Below are 25,509 nucleotides of genomic sequence, written 5' to 3'. Positions count from 1 at the left end.
CGAGAAGGCCCCTGTCACCGTGGGACCGCCTCCTCGTGCCTGCCTCTTCATGACCCCCGCCCGCGTGCCGATGTCGGTTTCCCTCCTGCTCGAACACGTTCACGGGGATGCATGCCCGGTAGTTCATGCGCCAGTCATGTCGAATCGTCAACGACCAGGTGTTCGGCCATGTTTGCGGTGGCGACGACGGCCGGCCCGGCGGGACGGACCGAGGCTCGCGGACCCCGGGGCACGACGGCGCAGGCGGGACGGGGACAGCGGCTCGCGGCGGCCGGTACGAACGCCCGTCACGCCGTGCCTGTGCCGCTGGTCCCCTCCCTGTGGCATGTGCCCCGCCCCCCGCTGTCCGTCCTCCGGACGCCATGCGCGGCCCGGGAGCGCTACACGAGGCGGCCGGTGCGGGAAAGTGCCTGGTCGGCGAGGTGGCTCCGGGAACCGGGACGGCGGCCGAACCGCGACCACCAGGTCGGAGGCGGCCCCGGACGGGAACCGGTCCGGCTCAGCCGCCGGCCGCGGAGCCTGCCGTACGACGGCCCGCGCGCCCCTCGAACGGTGTGCGCCCCCGCCACCGGCGCCCGACGAACGGGGTCCGGTGAGCGGGGGTTGAGCCGGTGCGTACGAGCCCTCGGGCGTCCCGCGGGTCCACGGTGCCGCAGGGTCCCTCGCCCACCCGGTTCCGGGACACCGGGACCGTACGGCGTGGGACGATCTGCCGACTCCGCACTGCCGAGCTCGCCGTACCCGGCGAAGAACTGGGGCAGGAGGGAAACTGGCCTGATTCGGACGCTACTTGCGCCCGAGGCCCTTGGTGCCGATGTGGGAGATCTTGTGGCTGCCGCGGCTCATGTCGACCACGAGCGTGCTGGTCTGCCCGGCGCTCCAGGTGAGGGTGACGACGGCCTCCGTGCGGTCGCCGGTGCCGGTGACCTTCCAGGCGAGGGGCACGTTCTGGGCGCGCAGGACGCCGTCGGCGTGCTCCTTGTCCTCCCAGGCGTTCAGTTCCTTCTGGAAGGCGGGCGTGAGGTAGTGCGCGCGGAGCGCGTCCCGCAGTTCGCCGCCGCCCTCGTCGGTCGCCGCGTCGACGTAGGCGCCGTAGAAGTCGGCGATGCGCGTGATGTCGTCGGAGGGCTTCCCGCTGACGCTGCGCGGTCCTCCGGCGGAGGCCTGGGCCGTGACACCGAGGCCGAGGGCCAGGGCGAGGCCGACGGCCAGGGTGGTGCGGCGGGTCGCCTTGGTCGTGTTCATCCGTGTTCCCCGTTTTCTTTGCGGTTCCTGCTGCCGGTGGTGCGGTCCGTGCGGGGCCGCCCGCCCGACCCCCGTGCGGGAGGGCGGCCCCGTTCTCAGTGGAGCTTGCCGACCGCGGTGGCGGTCGTCTTCTTGAAGGCCTTCACCGGGGCGTCGGCGAAGTCGCCCATCTGCGACCACTCCACGACGGTGACGGTCCGGTCGTCCCGGCCCACGGACAGCAGGCGCACGTCGGTCGCGCCGAACGAGTGCTCCGTGTGCAGGCCGTGCACCCGGGCCCCCTCCTCGACCGCGACCTTCCCGTAGTTCTTGTACGTCGCCTCGAGATCCGGGTCGCCCTGTTCGAGGCGGCCGGCGCAGGTGCGGATCTCCTTGTTCATGCGGTCGGCGAGGGCCGCGGCCTTGGCCTTGGTGCCGACCTGGATGGTGAGCTGGCGGGCGCTGGTGTCCAGATCGGTGCGGAAGTCGCGGTACCGGGAGTCGTAGCCCGGCAGCGCGTCCGCGAGGCAGAGCTGGAGTTCGTCCGGGACGCCGTCGGTCACCTTGCCCGCCGTCCACGTGGACGAGGGGTGCGGCGGGAGGTCGGCGGCCGAGAGGAACCTGGGCGCGGCCGGCGCGGCCCCGGCCTGCACGGTGAGTGTGACGCCGAGCATGAGGCCGGTGAGAGAGAGTACGGTGAGCGCGCCTGCTCGACTGCGCTTGGGCATGAGTGTCCCCCGTGAGATACGTGCATGGATGTGGGATGCCACGGCGACGCCGGATGGTCGGTCCGGCCCGGTCGGTGTGACACCAAGAGCATCAGCGGTCACACGGGGCGGACGCAACACGGGACGCGCAATCCGTCGGCATGGAACCATCCCAGGCCGTCTGACGTGCAGGTACAGGCAGTGCCTGGGATACGGGATCAAGGGGGAAATCGTTGTCGGCACCGGAACCACGGGACGATGTCCAGGAGTTCGCGGCCCTGCTGCGGCGGCTGAAGGAGCGCACGGACCGCAGCTACGGTTCGCTGGCCCGGCGGCTGAACATGAACACATCGACCCTGCACCGCTACTGCGCGGGGGACGCCGTACCGGTCGACTTCGCGCCGGTGGAGCGGTTCGCCGCGCTGTGCGGGGCCTCGGCCGAGGAACGGATGGACCTGCACCGGCTGTGGCTGTCGGCGGTGGCGGCGCGCCGGCGGCCGCGGGCGGGCGAGACCTCGGAGGGTGCGGCTGGGACGACGGCGGATGCTGCCGACGGGGCAGGCGCTACGACCACGGCGGCGGCAGACGGTGACGCGGTGACCGGCGGTCCAGGGGACGTGGACAGGGCGGCCGTGGACACGGCTGACGGCGCCACGGCGGACGCGGGTGGGGACGGTGAGGTGCGTCCGGCGGCCGAGGGTGAGGAGGACGCCCTGCTCGCGGGGCGCGCCGCTCCTCCGGCCCGCCCCTGGTACCACCGTCGGCGCCTCGTCGTGACCGCCGCCGCCACCGTGGCGTTGCTCGCCACGCTGGGCACCCTGTCGGCGCTGCCCTCGGGGCGTTCCGCGTCCGACGAGGTCGCCCAGGCCCCGGACCCGTCGTCGTCCACGACGGCGCCGGTCACCGCCGGTCGCTCACCGTCCGGGTCGCCGAGCCCGTCCGCCACCTCGGGCTCCCCGTCGCCCCGGGGCACCGGGAAGAGCGCCTCCCCTTCGGTGAAGGGCGGCGCCGCCCCCGCGAAGGGCAGCGGCGGTTCCGGGCAGCGGGGCACCGCGACCGGCACCCCGCTCACCTGGACCGTCAACTCCCATGTCTGGAACGCGGGCTGCGGCCACGACTACGTCATCGACAAGCCGCCCGCCCAGGTCCCGCCGCCCCCGACGGCCCAGGACGCCGCGAACTGGGCGGGCACGCTGGGCGCCGTCCACGGCCGGCAGACCATGGTGCAGATCTCGGTGCAGGGCCGTGACTCGACGGCCGTCGTCCTGGAGGACCTCCGGGTCCGGGTCGTCTCGCGCGGGACCCCGGCCCAGGGCAACTCGTACGCCATGGAACAGGGTTGCGGAGGCGCGCTCACCCCGCGCCAGTTCTCCGTCGACCTGGACAAGGACCGGCCGATCGCCCGATCGCAGCCCGGCAACGACGGCGGGAACGTCATCCCGGCCGTGCGGATGCCCTACCGCGTGTCCTCGCAGGACCCGGAGGTGCTGCTGGTCACGGCCGAGACCGAGACCTGCGACTGCGCCTGGTACCTCGAACTGGACTGGTCCTCCCAGGGCCGCACCGGCACGGTCCGCGTCGACGACCGCGGCCGCCCGTTCCGCACGTCCGCCGTCAAGGGCCTGCCCCGCTACTGGTACGGCACGGACGCGGCAGGTCAGCGGGCATGGGTGGAGTACAGCGGTTAAGGGCGCGGCACGTTGCGGAGGTTGGAGCGGGCCATCTGGAGCATGCGGCCGACGCCGCCGTCGAGGACGATCTTCGAGGCGGACAGGGCGAAGCCGGTGACCATCTCGGCGCTGATCTTCGGCGGGATGGACAGGGCGTTGGGGTCGGTGACGATGTCGACGAGGGCCGGACCCTTGTGCTTGAACGCCGACTTGAGCGCCCCCGCCAGGTCCTTGGGCTTCTCGACGCGCACGCCGTAGGCACCGCAGGCCTGGGCCACGGCGGCGAAGTCGGGGTTCTTGTTGGCGGTGCCGTAGGAGGGGAGCCCGGCGACCAGCATCTCCAACTCGACCATGCCGAGCGAGGAGTTGTTGAAGAGGACGACCTTCACCGGCAGGTCGTACTGCACGAGGGTCAGGAAGTCGCCCATCAGCATGGAGAACCCGCCGTCCCCGGACATCGACACGACCTGGCGCCGGCGGTCGGTGAACTGCGCGCCGATCGCCATCGGCAGCGCGTTCGCCATCGACCCGTGCGAGAACGAACCGATCACCCGGCGGCGGCCGTTGGGTGAGATGTAGCGTGCGGCCCACACATTGCACATGCCGGTGTCGACGGTGAACACCGCGTCGTCGGCGGCGAGTTCGTCCAGTACGGAGGCCACGTACTCGGGATGGATCGGGACGTGCTTGTCGACCTTGCGGGTGTACGCCTTGACGACCCCTTCGAGCGCGTCGGCGTGCTTCTTGAGCATCTTGTCGAGGAAGCGCCGGTTCGTCTTCTCCTTCACCCGCGGCGTCAGACACCGCAGGGTCTCCTTCACGTCGCCCCAGACGGCGAGGTCCAGCTTGGAGCGGCGGCCGAGGTGTTCGGGCCGTACGTCGACCTGTGCGATCTGGACGTCGTCGGGGAGGAAGGCGTTGTACGGGAAGTCGGTGCCGAGCAGGATCAGCAGGTCGCACTCGTGGGTGGCCTCGTAGGCGGCGCCGTAGCCGAGCAGTCCGCTCATGCCGACGTCGAAGGGGTTGTCGTACTGGATCCACTCCTTGCCCCTGAGGGCGTGGCCCACCGGTGACTTGACCTTCTCGGCGAGCTCCATGACCTCGGCGTGCGCGCCCGCGGTGCCGCTGCCGCAGAAGAGGGTGATCTTCTGGGCCTTGTCGATCATCTCGACGAGCTTGTCGATCTCGGCGTCGCCGGGGCGGACGGAGGGCCGTGAGGTGACGAGGGCGGTCTCGGCGGCCTTCTCGGGGGCGGGCTGGTCGGCGATGTCGCCGGGGAGGGAGACGACGCTGACGCCGGAGCGGCCGACGGCGTTCTGGATGGCGGTCTGGAGCAGCCGCGGCATCTGCTGGGGGGTGGAGATCATCTCGCTGTAGTGACTGCACTCCTGGAAGAGGCGGTCGGGGTGGGTCTCCTGGAAGAACCCGAGGCCGATCTCGCTGGAGGGGATGTGCGAGGCGAGGGCGAGGACCGGGGCCATGGAGCGGTGGGCGTCGTAGAGGCCGTTGATGAGGTGCAGGTTGCCCGGCCCGCAGGAGCCGGCGCACGCGGCGAGCTTCCCGGTGATCTGCGCCTCCGCCCCCGCGGCGAACGCGGCGGTCTCCTCGTGCCGTACGTGCACCCAGTCGATGCCGGCGTTGCGGCGGACCGCGTCCACGACCGGGTTGAGGCTGTCGCCGACCACGCCGTAGAGGCGTTTCACCCCGGCCCTGACGAGGATGTCCACGAACTGTTCGGCGACGTTCTGCTTGGCCATGGATCCATGCACCCCTTCGGTCTCCTTGGGTCCATCAATCCACACTGGCCGCGATCACGCCTCCCAAACGGCTGCGGCCGTACGGTCGTCGGCATATCCCTTGACCCGTACCTGGGAGTCGGCGAGGAACGCGGCGAGCCCGGGCGGGGTGGGGCCCGACCACCGGTCCGTGAGGTACTCGCACAGTTCGGGCTCCCCGCGCAGGGGGTCGGCGAGGCCGCCGGTGCACATCAGCAGGGTGTCACCCGGGCGGGCGACGGAGGCGCGGAAGCGGAATGCCTCGCGGGGCGGCTCGGGGGCGGGTTCGTAGGGGCTCGGGGGTGTGGGGATGCCGAGGTCCATGGTGAGACGGTCGCCGTCGGGGGTCTCGGGCGGCAGCGAGCCGAAGCCTACGACGGGTTCGCCGGTGAGGTCGGTGACGCGGGGTTCGATGTCGTGCCACTCGCCGTCCCGGAGGCGGAAGAGGCCGCCGGCGCCGATGCCGAAGAAGACCCGGACACGGCAGTCGGGGTCGGCGGGCAGGAGCAGACAGCGCAGGGTGGCGGCGTACTCCTCCGGGTCGATGCCCTGCTCCACCGCGCTGGCGCGGAGCTTGCCGAGACTGCGGTCGGTGAGCCGGTGCAGCCCCGACTTGAGGTCGCCTCGGCGGGCGGCGCCGATGTCCTGCGCGAGCCGGGCATGACTGCGTCCCACGGCCCGGCCGATCCAGTGGCACGCCTCGGCCGCGGCGCGGTGGGCACCGGGGGTGGCGCGGGCGCCGGTGGCCATGGCGACGAGGACCAAGGCCTGGTCGCCGGTGCCGAAGCGGGCGGTGAGCAGGGAGTCCCGCCGGGGCTCGCCCCGGAACCTCGCCGAGTCCCCGCGCACGGACACCGCCCGCAGGGTGCAGGCCCCGTACCTGGCCCCGTCCAGCACGGTGTCCGCCACCAGGTCGTCCAGTTCCTCGGGGTCGGCGGGTGGGAGGGCGGTGGGTTCGGCGTCATAGGTGGGCGGCCCGGAACCGACGAAGCCGACGGGCCCGGGAGGGAGAGTGGGGAGGTCAAGACGGGTGGCGGTACGGGGTGCCTGCGGCGCGGGGGCGGGGTCCTGACCGGGTCCTGCGGACTCGGTCGTGGCGTTGGGCCGGGTGGAGCCGGGACCGTCGGACCGGGTTGGTGGTGTCGTTGCGGAGGTCTGCTGGTTGCCGCCGGTGTCGGGGCGAGGCACGGGGTCAGGGGCACGGTCGGGGCCGGGCTCAGGGGCCGGGGCGGAGGCCGGGGCGGGGGCCTGTGGCGTCGCCCACCAGTCGCCTTCGCCGTGACGGGTGGGGGCCGCGCCTCGCTCCGGGGGAACTGGAGCGTCCTCGGGGCGACCGGGAGGCGGCACGTCGTCGGTACGGTCCGGGAAGTCGGCTCGGTCGGCGTTCTCTGGTGGCGCGGGTGGGGTCGCCGGCCGGGGCGGGGCGGCGGGGTGCGGAGGCGGCGCTGTCGGGGGCCTCGGAGGCTCGGCCGGCGTACGTGAGGCCGGAACGGTCGTCGCCGGAGGTGTTTCCGTGGACGCTCGGCCACCGGGCTGCCGGGGTGGCCGGTCCTCGGGGTCCCGCTCGACGAAGCCGGGCGGCTTGGGCCCGGGCGGGAAGGGGGCGGGTGCGTCGTGGGGCGGTTCCCACGCCCGGGCGCCGCCGGGTGAGGGGGCCGCCGCGTCACGGGAACCTGTTCGCGGTGCGGGGACCATGGGACCGGCCTGAGGACTCTGCGCGTCCACGCCACCGGGCCGTGCCTCGCGGCGGGGGTGACCGTCGCCGGGCGCTGCCTGGCCCCCGAACGGCCCGCCTGCGGCCCCCGCCCCAGGGCGCTGGTCCCCGGCACCGGGCCTCGCGTCTTCGGCCCCCGCCGCACTCCGAGGCTGTCCATCTCCAGCCCCCGCCGCACGCCAAGGCTCTCCCCCACCCGGCCCTGCCCCGGACCCGAACGGCCGACCACCAGCCACCGCCCCGGGGCGCTGGTCCCCGGCTCCGGGCCCACCGTCTCCAGCCCCCGCTTCCCGCCCGAGCTGCCCGTCACCAGGCGCCCGCTCTGACCCGAAGGGCCTGTGCGGGGGTCGTCCGGGTCGCTGGTCCGCGGCCGACGCCCGTTCGTCGCCGCCGTTCTCCTCCGCGGGGGCAGGCTCCCGAGCCGCCCCGGCTCCGCGGTCGTCCCGGGGCGCCGGGACCCCGGTCCCGTCCCGTACCGCTCCCGCCGCCGAGGCGAAGCGGTCGTCCAGGGTGTCCGGGGCCGGTGCGGGGCCCGTGTCGTCGGCGGAGTCGTAGAGCTGCCCCCACCAGTCGTCCTCGTGACCGGTGGGCCTTCCCCCCTGCTGATTCATGCCCTCAATTGTCCACCGCGGGGGCCGTATGAAAACGGGGCATCCCGAAAATCAAGCTCCGCCACGCGCGTCGAACGGCGTGTCGAGTGAGCTGTCGAACTCCTGTTGCCCAGGGGGTCACCGGACGGGTCGCCGGACGATTCCACCCCCCACGGGAGAACCGCCCGGCGACGCCGGAGCGACCCGGACCCCGATGCCGGGACGGCTCGGGCCACGATCCGGCCGGCTCGGCCCGAGTGTGCCCGGCCCACCTGTCGTGGAGCTGTGACGGACGACGTCGTTGCCTGTGCCGCCCGCCCCGGGTCCCTCACCGGGTGCCCGCCGGAGCGGCCCCGCGAACCTCCCTGCTCTGCGTTTCGAGCCGTCCTCCTGCACCCTGGACGAATGGGAGCGTGGGACCTCCTGCTGGTCGGCCTGGTCATGCTGTTCGGCCTGGTCGGGGTTCTGGTGCCCGGTGTGCCGGGGGCGTGGCTCGTGTGGGCCGCGGTCCTGTGGTGGGCCCTGAAGGACCCGCAGCCGGTCGCGTGGGGCGTGCTCGTGGGGGCCACGGTCGCCCTGCTCCTGTCCCAGGTGGTGCGCTGGGCGCTGCCGCCGCGCCGGCTGCGGACGAGCGTGGCGGGCCCGCGCACGGGTGTGTACGCCGGGGCGGGCGCGTTCCTCGGGTTCTTCCTGATCCCCGTGCTCGGTGCGATCCCCGGGTTCATGGCCGGCATCTACGTCTCGGAACGGCTCCGCCTCGGCCGGCACGGCGAGGCGAGGGCCGCGGTGCGCACGGCGATGCGCTCGGGCGGCTCCAGCGTGCTGACGGAACTGTTCACCTGCCTGCTGATCATGGGCGCGTGGCTGGGGGCGGTGCTGTGGGGCTGACGTGGGACCGCAGGACTAGGGCATGCCCAGGCCGAGAGTCCGATGTGCGGGCCGCCCGCGCGTGTTTGGGTGGCTGCCATGACCGAATTCAGCGAGGCCGAACGCGCGTACCTGAAGTCCCAGCGGCTGGGTCGGCTGGCCACCGTCGACCCGCAGGGACAGCCGCAGGCGAACCCGGTCGGCTTCTTCCCGCAGGACGACGGCACCATCCTGATCGGCGGCCACGCGATGGGCCGCACCAAGAAGTGGCGCAACCTGCAGAAGAACCCGAAGGTCGCGCTGGTCGTCGACGACATCGTCAGCCTGAAGCCATGGACGGTGCGCGGCATCGACATCCGCGGGGAGGCGGAACTCCTCACCGGCCCGCACGAGTTGGGCCCGCACTTCAGTGAGGAGCTGATCCGCATCCATCCGCGGCGCATCCACAGCTGGGGACTGGAGGAGTCCTAGAGGGCGCCTTCGAGGGTGAGCAGGGTGGTCTTGCGCTCCAGACCGCCCGCGTACCCGGTGAGCGTGCCGTCGGCGCCGATCACCCGGTGGCACGGGCGGAGGATCAGCAGGGGGTTGGCGCCGACCGCGCCGCCCACGGCCCGGACGGCGACGCGGGAGGCCCCGACGCGCGCGGCGATCTCGCCGTAGGTCACCGTCGCGCCGTACGGGACGTCGTCGAGGGCGTCCCAGACGCGGGTCCGGAACTCGGTGCCTTCCGGGCGCAACTCCAGCTGGAACTCCTTGAGTTCACCGGCGAAGTAGGCGGCGAGCTGCTCCTCGGCGGCCCGGAAGGGGGCGGGGTCGTGGCGCCAGCCGTCCTGGACGGTACGGCCGTTCCGCTGTCCGGGGACGGACAGCGAGGTCAGTGCGCCGGTGTCGTCGGCGGTCAGGAGCAGACTGCCGACGGGGCTGTCGAGACGGGTCCAGCGGATGGGCATGGTTACTCCAACTCCCCTGCTGCACGCAGGTGTTGCCAGGCGTAGGAGCGCCAGGGGCGCCAGGTGTCGGGGGTGTCGAGGCCCGGTGGGGCCACGTCGGGGTCGCCGAGGGCGCGGCTGCGGACGACGGCGACGGTACGGGCGTCCAGGCCGGGCAGGGCCAGCAGCGCGCGCTGCGCCGCGTCGCGGTCCGCGCCCGGGTCGAGCCGTAGGGCGCCGTCGGCGAGTGCGGTGGCGAGCGCGCCCAGGGGTCCGGCCGCCTCGGAGAGGGCCGCGGGGTCGGGGAACAGGTGGGTGAGGTTGCCGCAGGGCGCGTCCAGGGTCTTGCCGTACCGCTGGACGAGCCGTTCGGATGCGGTACGGCCCACCAGTGCCCGTACGGCGAGCTCCTCCGGGTCGGCGGCGCCGGGCGACCGGATGCCGGGGCGGGCGGCGACCAGGGGGGCGAGCCGGGGGTCCGCGCCGAGCCGCTCGTCGACGGCGTACGGATCGGCGTCGAGGTCGAAGAGCCGCCGCAGCCGTCCGACGGCGGTGGTCAGGTCGCGCGGGTCGGTGAGGTGCAGTTGGGCGTCGAGCCAGCCGCCGGGGTGGGCGCCGGTGGCGGTCCTGGTGGCACCGGGGCGTTCGTGGACGGCGACGATGCCGGTGCCGTGCGGAAGCCGGAGGGTACGGCGGTAGGTGCGGCGGCCGGGTCGTCCGGTCACCTCCTCGACGCCGGGGACGGCCTCGCGCTCCAGCAGGTCGAAGACGGTGCCGGAGCGGTAGGGGCCGCGGTGGGCGAGCCGTAGCGGGATGCCCGCGGTGGGGGTGGCCGCGCGGCGGGCGGTCCGGGCGGCGGCCCGCAGGGCGCTGGGGGTGGCGGCGTAGATCTCGCGGATCGTGTCGTTGAACTGCCGGACGCTGGCGAAGCCCGACGCGAAGGCGATCTCCGTGACCGGCAGGCCGGTGGTCTGGAGCAGGACGCGCGCGGTGTGGGCGCGCTGGGCGCGGGCCAGGGCGACGGGCCCCGCGCCGAGTTCGGCGGTGAGCTGCCGCTGGACCTGGCGCGCGCTGTAGCCGAGGCGGTCGGCGAGCCCGGCGACGCCCTCCCGGTCGACGACGCCGTCGCCGATCAGCCGCATCGCCCGGCCCACCACGTCCGCCCGAGCGTTCCAGTCCGCGGAGCCGGGCACCGCGTCCGGACGGCACCGCCGGCAGGCACGGAATCCGGAGCCCTGCGCGGCGGCGGCCGTCGCGTAGAAGCGGACGTTGTGGCGCTTCGGGGTGACCGCGGGACAGCTGGGCCGGCAGTAGATGCCGGTCGTCTCGACGGCGAAGAAGAACTCCCCGTCGAACCGGGCGTCCCGGCTGCGGACCGCTTCGTACCTGGTGTCCTCGTCCATCACGTGTCCAGTCTCCGCCGTGCGCGGGGGTGCCGCTGGCGGAAATCGGACAGGGCACTGGGGTGGACGGGTGCGGTCCGTCGCGGCCGGACCGCACCCGTCCAGGGGCGCGGGGAACCGCGCGACCGGCCCCCACCCGGCCGCTGCCGAACGACCGCGTCCTGTGCCTACGCCCAGCGCCCCCGCTTCGCCTCCATCGCCGCCTTCCCCTGTGCCCCCCGCTTCTTCCACTCCTTCCTGATCTCCGCGCGGAGCCTCGCGTCGGTCTTCGCCACGATCCGCTGGTTCTCCCGGATCAGCTTCCGGTAGCTCTCCAGCCGCCGTTCGGGCAGCTCACCGGAGTCGATCGCGGCCAGCACCGCGCACCCCGGCTCGCTCTCGTGCGCGCAGTCGTGGAAGCGGCACTGCCGGCCCAGTTCCTCGATCTCGGAGAAGACCTGTCCGACACCGGTCTCGGCGTCCCACAGGCCGACGCCCCTGAGGCCGGGGGTGTCGATGAGCACACCCCCGCCGGGCAGGGCGAGCAGGTTGCGTGTGGTGGTCGTGTGGCGGCCCTTCCCGTCCGCGTCCCGGGTGGCCCGCACGGCCATCGCGTCCTCGCCGATGAGGACGTTCGCCAGGGTCGACTTCCCCGCGCCGGACTGTCCGAGCAGCACGGTCGTACCGCCGGAGACGACGGCGACGAGCACGTCGAGCCCCTCCCCGTCCAGGGCGCTGACGGTCAGCACCGGGACCCCGGGTGCCGTCGTCTCCACGTCCTGCACGAGATGGGAGAGGGTCGCCGCGTCCGGCACGAGGTCGGCCTTGGTGAGCACGACCACGGGCTGGGCGCCGGACTCCCAGGCCAGGGCGAGGAAGCGTTCGATGCGGCCGAGGTCGAGTTCGACGGCGAGCGAGACGGCGACGACGGCGTGGTCGACGTTGGCCGCGAGGATCTGCCCCTCGGACCGCTTGGAGGAGGTGGACCTGACGAAGGCGGTACGGCGTGGCAGGTACGTCCGTACGTAACGCGGATTGCCGCCGGGCTCGACGACGGCCCAGTCGCCGGTGCACAGCACCCGCATCGGGTCGTTCGGGGTGACGAAGGCGGTGTCCGCCCGCAGCAGCCCGTCGGCGGTGACGACGTCGCACTGCCCGCGGTCGACCCGGACCACGCGTCCGGGCAGGAGCCCCTCGGACTCGTAGGGGGCGAACGCGTCCGCCCATGCCTCGTCCCAGCCGTAGGGAGCGAGAGCGGAGAAAGCCTGAGAAGTGGAGCTGGAAGTCAAGGGAGACCCTTCACAAGGGTGGCCCCGGCACAAGGAGTGGGTGTCAGCCGACGGCCACGGAGGTGGACTTGATGATCTGGATGCGGGCAGCGCTCATCGCAAGGACAGCCATCGGTCGACACCTCCCTCATTCCTCGCTCGTGGGGCACGGCAGCGGTGTGCGGCCGTGCGAAGCGGTCTCACCTTAGAGGCGCCCGGGCCGGGGGCGCCACCGGTTTTTCCGGCCTCCGCCGCGGGCGTCCTCCTCACTCGAACAGCCCGGTGCGCTGGTCGTCCGGGAGGAGCGGTTGTGGCATGGAGACCGACCCCCACCTCCAGGAGAGCCCGTGATGACCCACCGTCCGCCCCGTCCCTTCCGCGTCCTCGCCCCGGCCCTCGCCGCCGGCGTCCTGCTGACGACCGCCGCATGTTCCGACGGCGACGACAGCGGGCCGGACCGTGCGGACACCACGCGGGTCTCCTCCTCGCCGCTCGCACAGGCGTCCCCGGCCCCGCTCACCCCGGCCGGGGCGCGGGCCGCGCTGGTGACCGAGGCGGATCTGGAGGACGACTGGAACCAGGTGAAGAACGCGGCCACCTGGCGCGACAGCCTGCTGGTCGGCAAGGTGGACGTCGCCGACTTCCTCACCGGCAAGGCGGACGCCGCCGACTGCCAGAAGCTTCTCGACCGGCTCTACGGCGACGATCTCCTGGGCAAGCCGTCCGGGGCGTCCGCGCTCACCGGCTTCGAGGAGGGTGCCTCCCGGCTGCTGTACCAGGTGGCCGCCTACGACAGGGCGGGGCTGGACAGCTCCTTCTCCTGGCTGAGGAGCCTGCCGGTCAAGTGCGACCAGTTCACGGCGACGGACGAGTCCGGGGCCGAGCGCACGGTGCAGGTGACCGAGCGGTCCCTGCCCGAGGAGGGCGACGCCCGTCAGGGGCTGCGGGTCACGGTCCGGGGCACCTCGGGCGGCGAGCCCGCCACGCTCACCCTCGACGTCGCGGCCGTGCGGGTGGGCACGGACGCCATCACCCTGACCAACGGCGGCCTCGACGGAGTGGACGGCGACAGTACCGAGCAAGCGGTGAAACTGGGCACGGCCCGGCTGAAGGACGTCCAGGCGGGACGCACCCCGTCGGCCGACCCGGGCGAGCTCGACTGACGGGCCGGTGAGCGCCGCCCGTCCCTTCCGGCGGGCCGGCCGCCGGGTTCGGCGTACCGCGCTGTGCGTGGCCCCGGCCAATAGCGGGCGGTGGCCCGCGGACTCGGGGTGTGCGTTCTCAGTCCAGGAGCGTGCGGGCCGCGACGGCCGAGGCGCTGATGGCTGCCGGGAAGCCGGCGCAGAACGCGATGTGGGTGATGATCGCCGCCGGTTCGGCCCGGGTCACTCCGTTGTCCACGGCCCGCCGCGGTCGCGCGGGCAGCTCCTCCGGGATTCCCCACCAACTCGGTCAGGGCCGGGGTGAGGGCGCGGGCCGTTTCGCGCGGCGACGCAGACGTGGAACGCGCGACGGGCCGCGTGGTCACCGGGCGCTCCGTGCGTGGGCGTGGCGGGCGATGCTTGCGGCGAACAACGGGGTTTCCCGCCGGTTGTGGTCACCGGAGGCGGCCTGCCGTGCGGCGGCGGCGGCCCTCGAAGGTGCCGCCGGTCTTCTCGAGAAAGTCCATGAATTCCCGGGTGGGGTGGCTGGTGACCTGGTTGGTGTAGGTGACGGTGCCGTCGCCGTTGTCCTTGGCCGACAGGTCCCAGATCACCTGGACCGTCGTCCAGCCGTGCGGGGTGAGGACATCGGAGGTGGACACCATGTGGCAGTGGTGCCTCTCTGCGATCTCGGCGACGTAGTGCTGGATCACCAGCCCGGTGCCGATCATCTCCACGTTGATCGACATCGGCCGGCCGTCGTCGGTCGTGGTGTAGCCGGCAGCCTTGTGGTCCGGCGGGGCGCAGCGCTGGTACTCCTTGTCCGGGAGGTTCAGCAGCCAGTCGGCGATGTCGATCGCGTCCCAGGGCGCGTCGAGCGTAGCGTGCTCCGTCGAGGTGGACAGCACGAGATCGGTCAGGGCCTTCTTCGCATCACTCATGGCGTGTTTCCTTCTGTGGTGGCCACGGCCGGTGCCGGGCCGGCTTGCGCGAGGGGACGGGTCGTGGGAGTGCGGGGGAGATGGACGGGCCGGTGGGCTCCCGGTGAGGAGGCTCTTGACCCTCTCGCTAAGTTCTGGCTGCGAGCGCCGCTCCCAGTGCGGCCAGGGCTGCGGCGGCCAGTGCGGTGACCGTCCAGCCGCCGTGTGCGAAGAGCAGTGCCCCTGCCGCGGAACCGAGCGATCCGGCCGCGAAGTACGCGGTCATGTACAGGGTGTTGAGGCGGGCGCGTGCCTCGGGATGCTGTGTGAGGGCGTGGGTCTGATTGGCGACGTTGCTCACGCGGGCACCGGAGTCCAGCAGCAGGGCCCCGACGATGAGGGCGCCGGCCGACAGGCCCCCCGCACCGGCGACGAGGAGGCCGAGCACCATCGTCCCCGCGGCCGCTACCGCGAGGCGTCGCCGCATTCGGCCGTCGAGGAACCGGCCGACGGCCAGTACCGTGGCGGTGCCGACGACGCCCACCAGGCCCAGCAGTCCGGCGCTGGTGGTCGACCAGCGGTGCGCCGGGCCGGTCACGTACAGCGTCACCGCGGTCCAGAAGACGTTGAAGCCGGCGAATCCGGCAGCGGCCGTCAGCGCCGCCCAGCGCAGCCCGCGCTGATCTCGCAGGAGTGGGAGAAGCGAGGCCAGCAGGGCCCGGTAGCCCAGCCCGTGGCGCACGGGCGGTTCGGGCAGGCCTCGCAGTGCAAGGTGCACGACCAGCGTCATCAGCGCCGACAGCACGTACACCGAACGCCAGCCGAGGAGACCGTCGAGCGCCCCGGCGATGACCCGGGCACCGACGATGCCGCCGAAGAGGCCGGCCGTGATGCGCGCCGTCGTGCGCCCCACGGCCTCGCGCGGCGCAAGCGACGCCGCGGCCGGCATCAGGATCTGTGCCAGCACGCTGGTTGCTCCCAGCAGCGCTGATGCCGCCGCGAACAGCGGGTAGTCGGTGGCGGATGCCGCGAGCGCCAGGGCGACCAGCCTGCCGGCGTTCAGCCGGCGCATCAACCGGTGCAGTCCCGTCCTTTCCAGGGCGGGCACCACCAGCAGCAGCCCGGCCGCGTAGCCCACCATGGTGATCATCGGCAGCAGTCCGGCGAGTGCGTCGGAAACGCCGAAAGAGGCGGCCAAGGGCCGCAGCAGCGGCTGGAGGTAGTAGACGTTGGCGACGCTCACGCCGGCCGCGACCGACATCCACGTCACCTGCCCCGTGCTGAGCCCGGGCGGGCCAAGGGGGTCCGCAAGCGTCGCATCCGTCCCGTCGAGGCGCTTCGGCGCCTGGGTCACATCAGCCATGCCTCTACGGTGTCGATAAGCTGTCTCGACGTCAAAGACCGGTTTTTGATGCCATTGATAAATGAGGCTGATGATCGTGGAACTGAGGACCTTGCGGGTCTTCGTGGCCGTGGCCGAGGAGCAGAGCTTCACCCGCGCCGCCGAGCGGCTGTCGGTGGCGCAGCCCGCCGTCAGCCACCAGATCCGCTCCCTGGAAAAAGAACTCGGCGAAGCGCTCTTCGAACGCAGCACACGCAGCGTCCGACTGACCGAGGCCGGCCGAGTGCTGCTCCCCCTGGCCGCCCGGACCCTCGCCGACGCCGACCGCGTGACCGCCGAGTTCGCCTCCCGCGCCGCCCTGGTCACCGGCACACTCATCCTGGGCACCGTGGACGGGGTCGAGCACACCCCGCTGCCCGCACTCCTGGGCACCTTCCACCGTCAGTACCCGGGCGTCGCCGTGCGGCTCGTCGAAGGACGCAGCGCCGCACTCATCTCGCGCGTCGAAGAAGGCGAACTGGACGCCGCCGTGGTGGCCCTGCCCCAGCAGCCCCTGGCCGAAGACCTGCGCAGCGTGGTCATGCTCGAGGACGAGATCGTGGCCGTCGTACCAGCGGACTCTCCGCTGGCCGGCCGGGTGAGCATGCCCATCGAGCTGCTGTCCGGCAGGACCCTGATCAGTTACGGCCCCGACAGCGGACTACGGCCACGCCTGCAGTCCGCGTTCGACGCGGCCGGCATCCTCTTCACCACCCAGTACGCGACCAACGACGGGGGCCTGCACGTCGCACTGGTGGAGGCCGGAGTGGGCATCGCCCTCACCGTGGGCACGGACCGGGCCCTCACAGCCGACTCCCGCATCCGTACCGTCCCGATCAGTCCCTCCCTCACCTACCGCAAAGCACTGATCTGGCGCGGCACCCCCCAGCCCACCCGGCCACTGCAAGCCCTCCTTGCCCTTCGCCCCACAGCTCCCTGAGGACGTGGCAGCAACCGACCCGATCGGGAACACGGGTGTCCCTGCCGTCTTCCGGAGTGGCGACGAGTCACTGGGGTATCGCCCGATGGGGGTGGCCGTGTCGGCCGTCGGGGTGTTCCCGTCCACAGCGGCATGTGACATAGTACTGACGTGACCAAGCGACTGACCTGCGACGTCGTGGTCGTCGGAGCCGGGATGGTGGGTGCGGCCTGCGCCCTGTACGCCGTTCGGGCGGGCCTCGACGTGATCGTCGTCGACCGCGGCCCGGTGGCCGGCGGCACCACGGGCGCCGGTGAGGGCAACCTCCTGGTCTCCGACAAGGAGCCGGGCCCCGAGCTGGAACTCGCCCTGTGGTCCGGCCGGTTGTGGGTCGAGCTGGCCGCGGAACTCGGCGAGGCGATCGAGTACGACCCCAAGGGCGGCGTGGTCGTCGCCGCCGGCCCCGACGGCCTCGAAGCCCTGGAGGGGTTCGCGACCGGGCAACGCGCCGCCGGGGTCGAGGCGGTGCGGGTGGACGCGGCCGAACTCCGGGACCTGGAGCCCCACTTGGCGCCCGGACTCGCGGGCGGAGTGCTGTATCCCCAGGACGCGCAGGTCATGCCGACCCTGGCCGCCGCCCACCTCGTACGGGCCTCGGGCGCCCGTCTGTTCACCGGCGCGACGGTGACCGGGGTGCTGCGCGGGGCCGGAGGTGCCGTCCGCGGGGTGCGCACCGACCGGGGCGAGATCCACGCATCGCACGTCGTCAACGCCGCCGGGACCTGGGGCGGTGAACTGGCCGCGCTGGCGGGAGCGGACCTGCCCGTGCTCCCCCGGCGCGGCTTCGTCCTCGTCACCGAGCCGCTCCCCCGCCTGATCCGCCACAAGGTGTACGCCGCCGACTACGTGGCCGACGTGGCCAGCGACTCGGCGGCCCTGCAGACCTCGCCGGTGGTCGAGGGGACGGCGGCGGGGCCGGTCCTGATCGGCGCGACCCGTGAACGGGTGGGTTTCGACCGCTCGTTGTCGCTGCCCGCGCTGCGGGCGCTGGCGGCGGGCGCGACCCGGCTGTTCCCGTTCCTGGAGCGGGTGCGCGCGATGCGGACGTACCTCGGCTTCCGCCCGTACATGCCCGACCACCTGCCCGCGATCGGCCCCGATCCCCGGGTACCCGGACTGTTCCACGCGTGCGGGCACGAGGGCGCGGGCATCGGACTGTCCACCGGGACCGGGCAGTTGATCGCCCAGGTGCTGGCCGGGCGGGCACCGGCACTGGACCTCGCCCCCTTCCGGCCCGACCGTTTCCCCGCCCCCGCCCCGCTGTCCGCCTCGTCGCCCGTCTCCCGGGAGGCATGGTGAACCCGCTGGAACTGGTGCGCGCCGAGCCCGGTCCCGCCTTCACCGTCACGCTCGACGGGCGGGAGATCGAGGCCCTGCCCGGGCAGACCGTCGCCGCCGCGCTGTGGACGGCGGGGGTCACCTCCTGGCGCACCACCCGGGGGGAGGGCCGGCCGCGCGGGATCTTCTGCGGCATCGGCGTCTGCTTCGACTGCCTGGTGACCGTCAACGACCGCCCGAACCAACGGGCTTGCCTGGTCCGGCTGCGACCGGGGGACGCGATCCGCACGCAGGAGGGGACCGGCCACGATGAGTGAACCGACCCTGGCGGTGATCGGCGCGGGCCCGGCCGGGCTCGCGGCCGCCCTCGCGGCGGCGGCCCGTGGTGTCCGCGTCACGCTGATCGATTCGGCGCCGGAGGCGGGCGGACAGTTCTACCGGCAGCCCGCGCCGGAGTTCGGCGCCCGCCGCCCCCGCGCGCTGCACCACCAGTGGCGGACCTGGGAGAGACTCCGGGACGGCCTGGGCACCCACCTACGGGCGGGCAGAGCACGGCACTTGACGGAGCATCATGTCTGGTTCGTCGAGCGCCGGGGCGGCGCCGGACTCATCGTGCACGCCCTCGCCGGCCCCGAGCAGGACGAACCGGTCGAGGTGCCCGCCGACGCGGTCCTCCTGGCCACCGGCGGCTACGAGAAGGTGCTGCCCTTCCCCGGCTGGACGCTGCCCGGGGTCGTCACCGCGGGCGGGGCGCAGGCCATGCTCAAGGGCGGGCTCGTGCTGCCCGGCCGTACCGCTGTCGTCGCCGGCACCGGACCGCTGCTGCTGCCCGTCGCCACGGGGCTCGCGGCGGCTGGCGCGACGGTGGCGGCGCTGGTGGACTCGGCCGATCCGATGTCGTTCGTACGGCGGTCCCGGGCGCTGTCGGTCCGGCCGGACAAGCTGGCCGAGGGCGCCGGGTACGCGGGCCGGCTGCTCCGGCACCGGGTGCGCACGCTCCCGCGCCACACCGTGGTGGAGGCGCACGGCTGCGACCGGCTGGAGGCGGTGACGGTCGCGGCCCTCGACCGGGAGGGACGGGTACGCCCGGACACCCGGCGGCGCATCGGGTGCGACACCCTCGCCGTGGGCCACGGCATGCTGCCGCACACCGACCTCGCCGACGCGCTGGGCTGCCGCGTCGACGGGACGGACGTGCACGTCGACGACGAGCAGCGCACCGACGTGCCGGGCGTGTGGGCGGCGGGCGAGGTCACCGGCATCGGGGGCTCGGCCCTGTCGCTCGCCGAGGGGCACATCGCCGGGCGGTCGATCGCGGCACGGCTGGCCGGGCGGACGCCGGACCCGGGCGAGTGGGCGGCCGCCGCGCGGACCCGGGAACGGCTGCGGGCCTTCTTCGCCGCTGTCGACTCGGCGTACGCGCCGCCCGCGCACTGGGCCGAGCAGGTCACCGACGAGACCGTGGTGTGCCGCTGCGAGGAGGTGTCGGCCGGTGCCGTGCGCGACGCGGTCCGGGAGCTGGGAGCCGGTGATCTGCGGACCGTGAAGCTGCTCACGCGGGCCGGGATGGGCTGGTGCCAGGGCCGGGTGTGCGGACCCGGGGTCGCCGGGGTCGCCGGGTGCGCGGAGACGGCGGGCCGCAGACCGTTCGCGCGGCCGGTGCCGCTGGGCGTGCTGGCACGGGCCGGGGAGACCGGGGAGCGGGAGGGCCGTGAACCGGAGAAGGGGCCCGGCGAAGACCGGGATCAGTAACATGTCACACCCCACTGAGAGGGAAACGCCATGACCACCACCGACCTCCGCCCCTGGCGCGGCGTCCTCGTCGCCACCGCGCTCCCCCTGAACGACGACCTGTCCGTGGACCACGGCAGGTACGCCGAGCACTGCGCCTGGCTGGTCGAGAACGGCTGCGACGGCGTCGTGCCGAACGGCTCGCTGGGCGAGTACCAGGTCCTCACGCCCGAGGAGCGGGCCAGGGTCGTGGAGACGGCCGTGGCGGCGATCGGCGGTGAGCGGGTGATGCCGGGGGTCGCCGCGTACGGCTCGGCGGAGTCCCGGCGCTGGGCCGAGCAGGCGCGCGACGCGGGCTGTGCGTCCGTGATGCTGCTGCCGCCCAACGCCTACCGGGCCGACGAGCGGTCGGTGCTCGCGCACTACGCCGAGGTCGCGAAGGCGGGCGTGCCGGTCGTGGCGTACAACAACCCCGTCGACACCAAGGTCGACCTGGTGCCCGAACTGCTGGCCAGGCTGCACGCGGACGGGTTCGTCCGCGCGGTCAAGGAGTTCTCCGGTGACGTCCGGCGCGCCTACCAGCTCGCCGAACTCGCCCCGGAACTGGACCTGTTGATCGGCGCCGACGACGTCCTGCTGGAGCTGGCGCTCGCCGGGGCCAAGGGCTGGGTGGCCGGCTACCCGAACGCGCTGCCCAGGTCGTCGGTCGAGCTGTACCGGGCCGCCGTGAGCGGTGACCTCGCCACCGCGAAGAAGCTGTACGAGCAGTTGCACCCGCTGCTGCGCTGGGACTCCAAGGTGGAGTTCGTGCAGGCCATCAAGTTGTCGATGGACATCGTGGGCCGTCACGGCGGGAGGTGCCGCCCGCCGCGGGTCCCGCTGCTGCCCGAGCAGGAGGCCGTCGTGCGGGCCGCCACCGAGAAGGCGGTCGCGGCCGGACTCGCGTAGCCCCGAACCGTCCCTGCGACCACCAGGAGCGTCATGCGCAGCAAACTCGTCCTGCACGCCGTCGACTCGCACACCGAGGGCATGCCCACCCGCGTGATCACCGGCGGGATCGGCACGATCCCCGGCGCGACCATGAACGAGCGGCGGCTGTGGTTCCGTGAGCACCGCGACGACGTCAAGCAGCTCCTGATGAACGAGCCGCGCGGGCACTCGGCGATGAGCGGGGCGATCCTCCAGCCGCCGGCCCGCCCGGACTGCGACTGGGGTGTCGTCTACATCGAGGTGTCGGGCTATCTGCCGATGTGCGGGCACGGCACGATCGGGGTGGCGACCGTGCTGGTGGAGACCGGGATGGTCGAGGTCGTCGAGCCGGTCACCACGATCCGGCTCGACACCCCGGCGGGCCTGGTCGTCGCCGAGGTCGCGGTGGAGGACGGCCGGGCGAAGAACGTCACGCTGCGGAACGTGCCGTCCTTCTCGGTCGCCCTGGACCGCAGGATCGCCCTGGCCGACGGGCGGACGGTGACGTACGACCTGGCGTACGGCGGCAACTTCTACGCCATCCTGCCGCTGGCGGAGTTCGGACTGCCCTTCGACCGGGCGCGCAAGGACGACATCCTCCAGGCGGGGCTGTCCCTCATGGCGGCGATCAACGCCGAGGAGGAGCCCGTCCACCCGGAGGACCCGTCCATCCGCGGCTGCCACCACGTCCATCTGATCGCCCCCGGGGCCACCGCCCGGCACTCCCGGCACGCGATGGCCATCCACCCGGGCTGGTTCGACCGCTCCCCCTGCGGCACCGGCACCAGCGCGCGCATGGCCCAGTTGCACGCGCGCGGCGAACTCCCGCTGCACACCGAGTTCGTGAACGAGTCCTTCATCGGGACGCGGTTCACGGGCCGGCTCCTCGGCACCACCGAGGTGGCGGGCCGTCCCGCCGTGCTGCCCAGCTTCACCGGGCGGGCGTGGATCACCGGCACGGCCCAGTACCTGCTCGACCCCACCGATCCGTTCCCGGCGGGATTCGTCCTCTGAGCGCGGAGCGCGTCGAGGATAATGCCGGGTGCCGCGTGACATTGCACCACTAGGAGATGCCCCTCATGGCCGCCCAGCGACTCGACACCCCCGCTCTGCCCGTCCTCGGCGGCAAGAAGAGCAGCTACCGGGAGCGGGTCGCCGACGCCCTGCGGGCCGCGCTGATCGCGGGCGAACTGCTGCCGGGACAGGTGTACTCGGCGCCCGCGCTCGCCGCCCGCTTCGGTGTGTCGGCCACACCCGTGCGCGAGGCCATGCTCGACCTCGCCAAGGAGGGCCTGGTCGACACCGTCCCCAACAAGGGGTTCCGGGTCACCGCGGTCTCCGAGAAGCAGCTCGACGAGTACACCCACATCCGCGCGCTGATCGAGATCCCCACGGTTGTGGAGCTGGCCTCGACCGCCGACGCGGTCTCGCTGGAGGCGTTGCGTCCGGCGGCCCGGGAGATCGTCCAGGCGGCGGTGTCCGGTGACCTCATCGCGTACGTCGAGGCCGACACCCGCTTCCACCTCGGACTGCTCGCCCTCGCGGGCAACGCCCACCTGGTGGAGGTGGTCGGCGACCTCCGCAAGCGGTCGCGGCTGTACGGACTGACCCCGCTGGTGAAGTCCGGCCGTCTGCTGGCCTCCGCGGAGGAACACCTCGAACTCCTCGACGCGCTGGTCGCCCGCGACGAGTCGGCGGTGCGGGAGGTCATGACCCGGCACATCGCTCATGTGCGGGGGCTGTGGGCGGCGCCGTAGGGGCGGGGCGGTCCGACTGCCCCCTGCGCGGGAGACGTGCGGGAGTGACCCTGCGGCCGCCGTCAGGACTTCACGCACTCCCGCCCGTTGACGGAGAAGTCGTACGCCGGGGCGTTCCTGCTCTGCCAGGAGGCGAGGAAGCCGAAGGAGAGCGAACCGTCCGCGGGGACCGACTTGTTGTAGTCGGCGGCGGTCGCGGTGACCTTCGCGCCGCTCTGGGTGTAGTCCGCGTCCCACATCTGCGTCACCTTCTGGCCGTCCTTGAAGGACCAGGTGACCCGCCAGTCGTCCAGCGCCTCGGGGGTGGTGACGGTGACCTCGGCCTGGAAGCCGTCGGGCCACTGGTTGACGAGGGAGTACTCGACCCGGCAGACCGGTGTGCCGCTCTCGTCGGGCTCCGGCTCCTCGGCGCCGCCGGAGGAGGTGCCCTGGGGTTCCGGGTCGGAGTTCTTCACCCCCGTGGACTCCGACGGGTTCCCCGTGGGGGTGCCGGAGGCCCCGGTCGAGCCCGGCGCCCGCGAGATGGCGGTGGGGACGGACGCGGTGGGGTTGGCCACCGGCCGGCCCTCGGCGGAGGCACCGGGCCCGGCGGCGCCGTTGTCCATGTCGTCGCCCGGCATCATCGAGACCGCGAGGGCGAGCAGGGAGACCAGGACGGCGGCGACGAGCAGCCCGTTGCGCGCCACCTTCGCCTTGTGCGCGCCGGGGTTGGGGGGTCCGCTCTCCAGCGCCGGCGGGCGTCCCGCGCCGAGGCGTACCTCGGCGGCCCGGCGGCGACGCTCCAGGTAGGCGAGTCCGCCCCAGCCGATCACCCCGCCCGCGAGGGCCGCGGGCAGCCCGCCACCGTGCAGGCGCAGACAGGCGGCGGCCTCCGCGCACTGCTGGCACCGCGCGAGATGACGGGACAGGTCCTCCGGGGTCTCACCGGAGGTGGAGCGGGTGACGGCGTCCAGCAGCCGGGCGTAGCTGCGGCACTGCGCGTCCATCGGCATGTCGAGGTGGTTGCGGTGGCTGCGGTCCCGGAACAGGCCGCGCACCTGGGCGAGTTCGTCCCCCACCGTGGCCGGGTCGAGGCCGAGCCGACGGGCCACCACGGGCAGCGGCAGCGCCTCCACCTCGGCCAGCCACAGCAGTTCGGCGTCCGCCGCCTGGAGGTCGCGCAGTCCGCGCAGGGCGATGGGGCGCTGGAGGGGCGGGCCGGTGTAGCGGGCGGCCTTGTCGGAGTTGAGCCACAGCCGCAGGTCGGGGTCGAGGCGGTGGCCGAGGCCCTGGGTCTCCCAGTCCGCGGCGGTGGTGCGAACGGCGGTGAGCAGCAGCGGTATTCGGGGCAGCCGGGCGGTACGGCGGCCGGCACCGCGGACGGCGGCCTCCGCTTCCCGCGCCTCGCGCATGCCGAGGGAGAACGCTTCCCTGGCCAGTTCCGTGGCGGCGGTGGAGCCGGCCGTGCACAGATCGGCGTACGACAGCACGGCATCCCAGCACTCGGAGAACAGCGCGGCCTCGGCGGCGTCCTGGGGGGTCGGCAGGTCGGGCATGGGTCTCCTGCATCCAAAGCGAGGTCAACTCACCATACTGGCAATGGAGTTGGGGGGAACCTCGCGGCAGGACAGGAGCCTTTCACGTCTCCCACACAACTGACAAGCAGGCTATTCAAAACGGTTACCGAGGGTTCGGTCCAGGCCCGCACGGCACAGGGCCACACGGTGTGACTCCGTTGTGTACGGACCGGAAGCGGGAACGTATCAATCCCGCCACACAAGAACCAGCCGTGACGGGAACTACGCCCTGCCCGGGCAGGACATACCACCGCTCCGGGCAGCCGCGGAGGCCGCCCGGAGCGGGATGTCGTACGGAGAGGTCAGACCTCGGCCGGTTCCGGCGCCGCCGGGAGGCTGTCCATGAAGGAGCTCACCGAGAAGACGGCACGGCCGGGTCCGGGCGGGCCGTACCCGGGGGGCGAGGAGAGACCGAAGTCCTCCATGGTCTGGCGGTACGCCTGGAGCAGCCGGATGTGGTACTCCAGCGGCGCGCCCTGCGGGTTGGCCTTGCCGAGCGGGGTGGTGGGCTCGGGGCACCAGGTGGTGAAGCGGGGCGTGATGCCGTGCGACATGAAGAAGCGCAGGCCCTCGGTGGTGGACGCGATGGCCTCGTCGACCGTCTTGAACCCGAAGGGCTCGGCCATCTCCACGCCCGCCACGAAGTTGGGGATGACGTTGCGCGCGCCGAACACCTCGGCCGAGTCCAGGATGCGCTTGTGCCACACGTCCCGGCCGACGTACCGCTCCTTGCCCGGGCAGTACATCTTGAAGAGGTACTCGTCCCACACCTCGTAGTTGGGGTGGTAGATCTGCACGCCGTAGTCCTTGAACCGCTGCACGTCGTCCTTCGGCAGCGCCTGCGCGACGACCTTGCCGATCCAGCGGCCCGGGAAGCGCTCCTCGATGGCCTTGGCGTAGTGGCCGTAGAAGTCGGCCTCGTCCCGCCCGGAGACGGTCTTGGTGATCGCGCCGCCGGTGAGCGTGTAGGCGGTGGACGCCTTGGCGGTGTCGTACCGGTCGATGATCTCCAGGGCCTCGAGGACCTCCTCGACGTCCTTGACGCCGGTGTACGGCCGCCCGGCCGCCTTGTGCTGGCGCCAGTTGTGGTTGATGTCGCAGTACTGGCACTCCTCCTTGGCGCCGAAGTACTGGCAGACCCGGAAGACGGTCAGGTAGATGAGGTAGCCCCACTGGATGGTCGGGGCGACCTCCATGACGGACTTGCCGCTGGAGAGCTTGTGCCGGTAGTACTCCGGCATCGGCGGCACGCCCACGTCGGCGATCCGCTTGCCGTCGAGGTAGAGCCCCAGCATGCCGCTGTCGTCGGCGGCGACACGGTAGGGCGAGGCCGGGTTCACCCGCACCGAGACGACGGTCCTGCGCAGGTCGTAGGGGCCGCCGGTGAGGATGATCTCCTCCGGCGGGCGGCGCAGCGCTGCCTCGCCCAGCTCCGGCAGGGTGCCGTGGTCGAAGGAGAAGATGAAGTACGACTTCGGCTTCACCTCACCCGACTCGTTGTCGCTGAGGGCGGACGGGTCGAAGGCCACGCCACCCCGCAACAGGTCCTCCTTGAAGACGGCTTCCCGCGGAACTTGCGGGAACCGCTCCATCAGATCCTCGACCAGCGCGGTACGGCTGCCCATCCCGTATCTCCTCCCGGATCGGACGTACGACTCCTCACGGTATGC

23 protein-coding genes are annotated in these 25,509 nt (G+C 73.0%); 11 read left to right on the top strand and 12 right to left on the bottom strand.

Annotation, left to right across the window (positions count from 1 at the left end; translation table 11 throughout):
• Positions 1-786: 786 nt before the first annotated feature.
• Together ACIQJT_RS20420 and ACIQJT_RS20415 are read right to left on the bottom strand one after the other, a co-directional pair.
• Positions 787-1,245, bottom strand: a complete 459-nt coding sequence (locus ACIQJT_RS20420; protein WP_402645320.1) for a hypothetical protein — start codon at positions 1,243-1,245, stop codon at positions 787-789.
• 95 nt (positions 1,246-1,340) lie between these two features.
• Positions 1,341-1,952, bottom strand: a complete 612-nt coding sequence (locus tag ACIQJT_RS20415; RefSeq protein WP_365458107.1) for a hypothetical protein — start codon at positions 1,950-1,952, stop codon at positions 1,341-1,343.
• Positions 1,953-2,164: 212 nt separating this feature from the next.
• Here ACIQJT_RS20415 and ACIQJT_RS20410 point away from each other — a divergent pair, with 212 nt between their 5' ends.
• A complete protein-coding gene (locus ACIQJT_RS20410) occupies positions 2,165-3,619 on the top strand; it encodes a helix-turn-helix domain-containing protein (RefSeq protein WP_402645317.1) in 1,455 nt (484 codons plus the stop codon).
• Here the strand turns inward: ACIQJT_RS20410 and ACIQJT_RS20405 are convergent.
• Entirely contained in the window at positions 3,616-5,358 is a 1,743-nt protein-coding gene (locus ACIQJT_RS20405) for a pyruvate dehydrogenase (RefSeq protein ID WP_402645315.1), read from the bottom strand. The two genes, ACIQJT_RS20410 and ACIQJT_RS20405, sit on opposite strands and share 4 nt — an antisense overlap.
• A gap of 54 nt (positions 5,359-5,412) precedes the next feature.
• Entirely contained in the window at positions 5,413-7,071 is a 1,659-nt protein-coding gene (locus ACIQJT_RS20400; RefSeq protein ID WP_402645312.1) for a protein phosphatase 2C domain-containing protein, read from the bottom strand.
• 1,014 nt (positions 7,072-8,085) lie between these two features.
• On the opposite strand from ACIQJT_RS20400, the gene ACIQJT_RS20395 reads away from it, so the two are divergent.
• Positions 8,086-8,568 (top strand): DUF456 domain-containing protein, encoded by a 483-nt coding sequence (locus ACIQJT_RS20395; protein WP_402645309.1) that lies wholly within the window; start codon positions 8,086-8,088, stop codon positions 8,566-8,568.
• 78 nt (positions 8,569-8,646) lie between these two features.
• Positions 8,647-9,018 (top strand): PPOX class F420-dependent oxidoreductase, encoded by a 372-nt coding sequence (locus tag ACIQJT_RS20390; RefSeq protein ID WP_402645304.1) that lies wholly within the window; start codon positions 8,647-8,649, stop codon positions 9,016-9,018.
• On the opposite strand, the gene ACIQJT_RS20385 is transcribed toward ACIQJT_RS20390, so the two are convergent.
• From ACIQJT_RS20385 to rsgA, 3 genes are all read right to left on the bottom strand, one after another.
• Positions 9,015-9,497, bottom strand: a complete 483-nt coding sequence (locus ACIQJT_RS20385) for a methylated-DNA--[protein]-cysteine S-methyltransferase (RefSeq protein WP_365458092.1) — start codon at positions 9,495-9,497, stop codon at positions 9,015-9,017. The two genes, ACIQJT_RS20390 and ACIQJT_RS20385, sit on opposite strands and share 4 nt — an antisense overlap.
• A 2-nt stretch (positions 9,498-9,499) precedes the next feature.
• The gene (locus ACIQJT_RS20380; protein WP_402645700.1) at positions 9,500-10,879 is read right to left on the bottom strand and encodes a DNA-3-methyladenine glycosylase 2 family protein; all 1,380 of its coding nucleotides are present in this window, start codon (positions 10,877-10,879) and stop codon (positions 9,500-9,502) included.
• Positions 10,880-11,046: 167 nt separating this feature from the next.
• A complete protein-coding gene (rsgA, locus tag ACIQJT_RS20375; RefSeq protein WP_365458089.1) occupies positions 11,047-12,147 on the bottom strand; it encodes a ribosome small subunit-dependent GTPase A in 1,101 nt (366 codons plus the stop codon).
• Positions 12,148-12,476: 329 nt separating this feature from the next.
• On the opposite strand from rsgA, the gene ACIQJT_RS20370 reads away from it, so the two are divergent.
• Complete coding sequence (locus ACIQJT_RS20370) at positions 12,477-13,289, top strand: hypothetical protein (RefSeq protein WP_402645300.1); 813 nt, start codon at positions 12,477-12,479, stop codon at positions 13,287-13,289.
• A 118-nt stretch (positions 13,290-13,407) separates the two neighbouring features.
• Here ACIQJT_RS20370 and ACIQJT_RS20365 read toward each other — a convergent pair whose 3' ends face one another.
• From ACIQJT_RS20365 to ACIQJT_RS20355, 3 genes are all read right to left on the bottom strand, one after another.
• Positions 13,408-13,527, bottom strand: a complete 120-nt coding sequence (locus ACIQJT_RS20365; RefSeq protein WP_365458083.1) for a carboxymuconolactone decarboxylase family protein — start codon at positions 13,525-13,527, stop codon at positions 13,408-13,410.
• A 196-nt stretch (positions 13,528-13,723) separates the two neighbouring features.
• Positions 13,724-14,209, bottom strand: coding sequence for a hypothetical protein (locus ACIQJT_RS20360; protein WP_402645296.1), 486 nt, complete (start codon positions 14,207-14,209; stop codon positions 13,724-13,726).
• Positions 14,210-14,336: 127 nt separating this feature from the next.
• On the bottom strand, positions 14,337-15,551 hold the full coding sequence (locus tag ACIQJT_RS20355) for an MFS transporter (protein WP_402645293.1): 1,215 nt from the start codon (positions 15,549-15,551) through the stop codon (positions 14,337-14,339).
• A 61-nt stretch (positions 15,552-15,612) separates the two neighbouring features.
• Between ACIQJT_RS20355 and ACIQJT_RS20350 the strand changes: the two genes are divergently transcribed.
• The 7 genes from ACIQJT_RS20350 (at position 15,613) to ACIQJT_RS20320 (ending at position 22,283) form a co-directional block, all read left to right on the top strand.
• A complete protein-coding gene (locus tag ACIQJT_RS20350) occupies positions 15,613-16,509 on the top strand; it encodes a LysR family transcriptional regulator (RefSeq protein ID WP_402645290.1) in 897 nt (298 codons plus the stop codon).
• Positions 16,510-16,659: 150 nt separating this feature from the next.
• Entirely contained in the window at positions 16,660-17,847 is a 1,188-nt protein-coding gene (locus ACIQJT_RS20345; RefSeq protein ID WP_402645287.1) for an NAD(P)/FAD-dependent oxidoreductase, read from the top strand.
• The gene (locus tag ACIQJT_RS20340; protein WP_365458068.1) at positions 17,841-18,143 is read left to right on the top strand and encodes a (2Fe-2S)-binding protein; all 303 of its coding nucleotides are present in this window, start codon (positions 17,841-17,843) and stop codon (positions 18,141-18,143) included. Before ACIQJT_RS20345 ends, ACIQJT_RS20340 begins: the two co-directional genes overlap by 7 nt.
• Positions 18,136-19,578 (top strand): FAD-dependent oxidoreductase, encoded by a 1,443-nt coding sequence (locus tag ACIQJT_RS20335; RefSeq protein ID WP_402645284.1) that lies wholly within the window; start codon positions 18,136-18,138, stop codon positions 19,576-19,578. Before ACIQJT_RS20340 ends, ACIQJT_RS20335 begins: the two co-directional genes overlap by 8 nt.
• A 30-nt stretch (positions 19,579-19,608) precedes the next feature.
• On the top strand, positions 19,609-20,505 hold the full coding sequence (locus tag ACIQJT_RS20330; RefSeq protein ID WP_402645281.1) for a dihydrodipicolinate synthase family protein: 897 nt from the start codon (positions 19,609-19,611) through the stop codon (positions 20,503-20,505).
• A gap of 33 nt (positions 20,506-20,538) precedes the next feature.
• On the top strand, positions 20,539-21,540 hold the full coding sequence (locus ACIQJT_RS20325) for a proline racemase family protein (RefSeq protein WP_365458059.1): 1,002 nt from the start codon (positions 20,539-20,541) through the stop codon (positions 21,538-21,540).
• Between the two features lie 65 nt (positions 21,541-21,605).
• Positions 21,606-22,283, top strand: a complete 678-nt coding sequence (locus ACIQJT_RS20320) for a GntR family transcriptional regulator (RefSeq protein WP_365458056.1) — start codon at positions 21,606-21,608, stop codon at positions 22,281-22,283.
• 62 nt (positions 22,284-22,345) lie between these two features.
• On the opposite strand, the gene ACIQJT_RS20315 is transcribed toward ACIQJT_RS20320, so the two are convergent.
• Positions 22,346-23,818 carry a cellulose binding domain-containing protein gene (locus ACIQJT_RS20315; RefSeq protein WP_402645278.1) on the bottom strand — a complete coding sequence of 491 codons (1,473 nt, stop codon included), beginning with the start codon at positions 23,816-23,818 and terminating at the stop codon, positions 22,346-22,348.
• Between the two features lie 323 nt (positions 23,819-24,141).
• Positions 24,142-25,464 carry a radical SAM protein gene (locus ACIQJT_RS20310; RefSeq protein ID WP_365458050.1) on the bottom strand — a complete coding sequence of 441 codons (1,323 nt, stop codon included), beginning with the start codon at positions 25,462-25,464 and terminating at the stop codon, positions 24,142-24,144.
• Between the last annotated feature and the right edge of the window lie 45 nt (positions 25,465-25,509).

Origin of the sequence: Streptomyces sp. NPDC091972 (assembly GCF_044756385.1) — a bacterium.
In the GTDB taxonomy this organism is placed as follows: Bacteria; Actinomycetota; Actinomycetes; order Streptomycetales; family Streptomycetaceae; genus Streptomyces.
Note: the sequence above shows the minus strand (reverse complement) of the source record. Positions and strands in the feature narration are given on the sequence as shown.

Bases quoted from the DNA above. Each gene is read 5' to 3' on its own strand.
- ACIQJT_RS20420 (WP_402645320.1), bottom strand. From the start codon at position 1,245: ATGAACACGACCAAGGCGACCCGCCGCACCACCCTGGCCGTCGGCCTC.
- ACIQJT_RS20415 (WP_365458107.1), bottom strand. From the start codon at position 1,952: ATGCCCAAGCGCAGTCGAGCAGGCGCGCTCACCGTACTCTCTCTCACC.
- ACIQJT_RS20405 (WP_402645315.1), bottom strand. From the start codon at position 5,358: ATGGCCAAGCAGAACGTCGCCGAACAGTTCGTGGACATCCTCGTCAGG.
- ACIQJT_RS20400 (WP_402645312.1), bottom strand. From the start codon at position 7,071: ATGGTCCCCGCACCGCGAACAGGTTCCCGTGACGCGGCGGCCCCCTCA.
- ACIQJT_RS20395 (WP_402645309.1), top strand. From the start codon at position 8,086: ATGGGAGCGTGGGACCTCCTGCTGGTCGGCCTGGTCATGCTGTTCGGC.
- ACIQJT_RS20390 (WP_402645304.1), top strand. From the start codon at position 8,647: ATGACCGAATTCAGCGAGGCCGAACGCGCGTACCTGAAGTCCCAGCGG.
- ACIQJT_RS20385 (WP_365458092.1), bottom strand. From the start codon at position 9,497: ATGCCCATCCGCTGGACCCGTCTCGACAGCCCCGTCGGCAGTCTGCTC.
- ACIQJT_RS20380 (WP_402645700.1), bottom strand. From the start codon at position 10,879: ATGGACGAGGACACCAGGTACGAAGCGGTCCGCAGCCGGGACGCCCGG.
- ACIQJT_RS20370 (WP_402645300.1), top strand. From the start codon at position 12,477: ATGACCCACCGTCCGCCCCGTCCCTTCCGCGTCCTCGCCCCGGCCCTC.
- ACIQJT_RS20360 (WP_402645296.1), bottom strand. From the start codon at position 14,209: ATGAGTGATGCGAAGAAGGCCCTGACCGATCTCGTGCTGTCCACCTCG.
- ACIQJT_RS20355 (WP_402645293.1), bottom strand. From the start codon at position 15,551: ATGGCTGATGTGACCCAGGCGCCGAAGCGCCTCGACGGGACGGATGCG.
- ACIQJT_RS20350 (WP_402645290.1), top strand. From the start codon at position 15,613: ATGAGGCTGATGATCGTGGAACTGAGGACCTTGCGGGTCTTCGTGGCC.
- ACIQJT_RS20340 (WP_365458068.1), top strand. From the start codon at position 17,841: ATGGTGAACCCGCTGGAACTGGTGCGCGCCGAGCCCGGTCCCGCCTTC.
- ACIQJT_RS20335 (WP_402645284.1), top strand. From the start codon at position 18,136: ATGAGTGAACCGACCCTGGCGGTGATCGGCGCGGGCCCGGCCGGGCTC.
- ACIQJT_RS20330 (WP_402645281.1), top strand. From the start codon at position 19,609: ATGACCACCACCGACCTCCGCCCCTGGCGCGGCGTCCTCGTCGCCACC.
- ACIQJT_RS20325 (WP_365458059.1), top strand. From the start codon at position 20,539: ATGCGCAGCAAACTCGTCCTGCACGCCGTCGACTCGCACACCGAGGGC.
- ACIQJT_RS20320 (WP_365458056.1), top strand. From the start codon at position 21,606: ATGGCCGCCCAGCGACTCGACACCCCCGCTCTGCCCGTCCTCGGCGGC.
- ACIQJT_RS20315 (WP_402645278.1), bottom strand. From the start codon at position 23,818: ATGCCCGACCTGCCGACCCCCCAGGACGCCGCCGAGGCCGCGCTGTTC.
- ACIQJT_RS20310 (WP_365458050.1), bottom strand. From the start codon at position 25,464: ATGGGCAGCCGTACCGCGCTGGTCGAGGATCTGATGGAGCGGTTCCCG.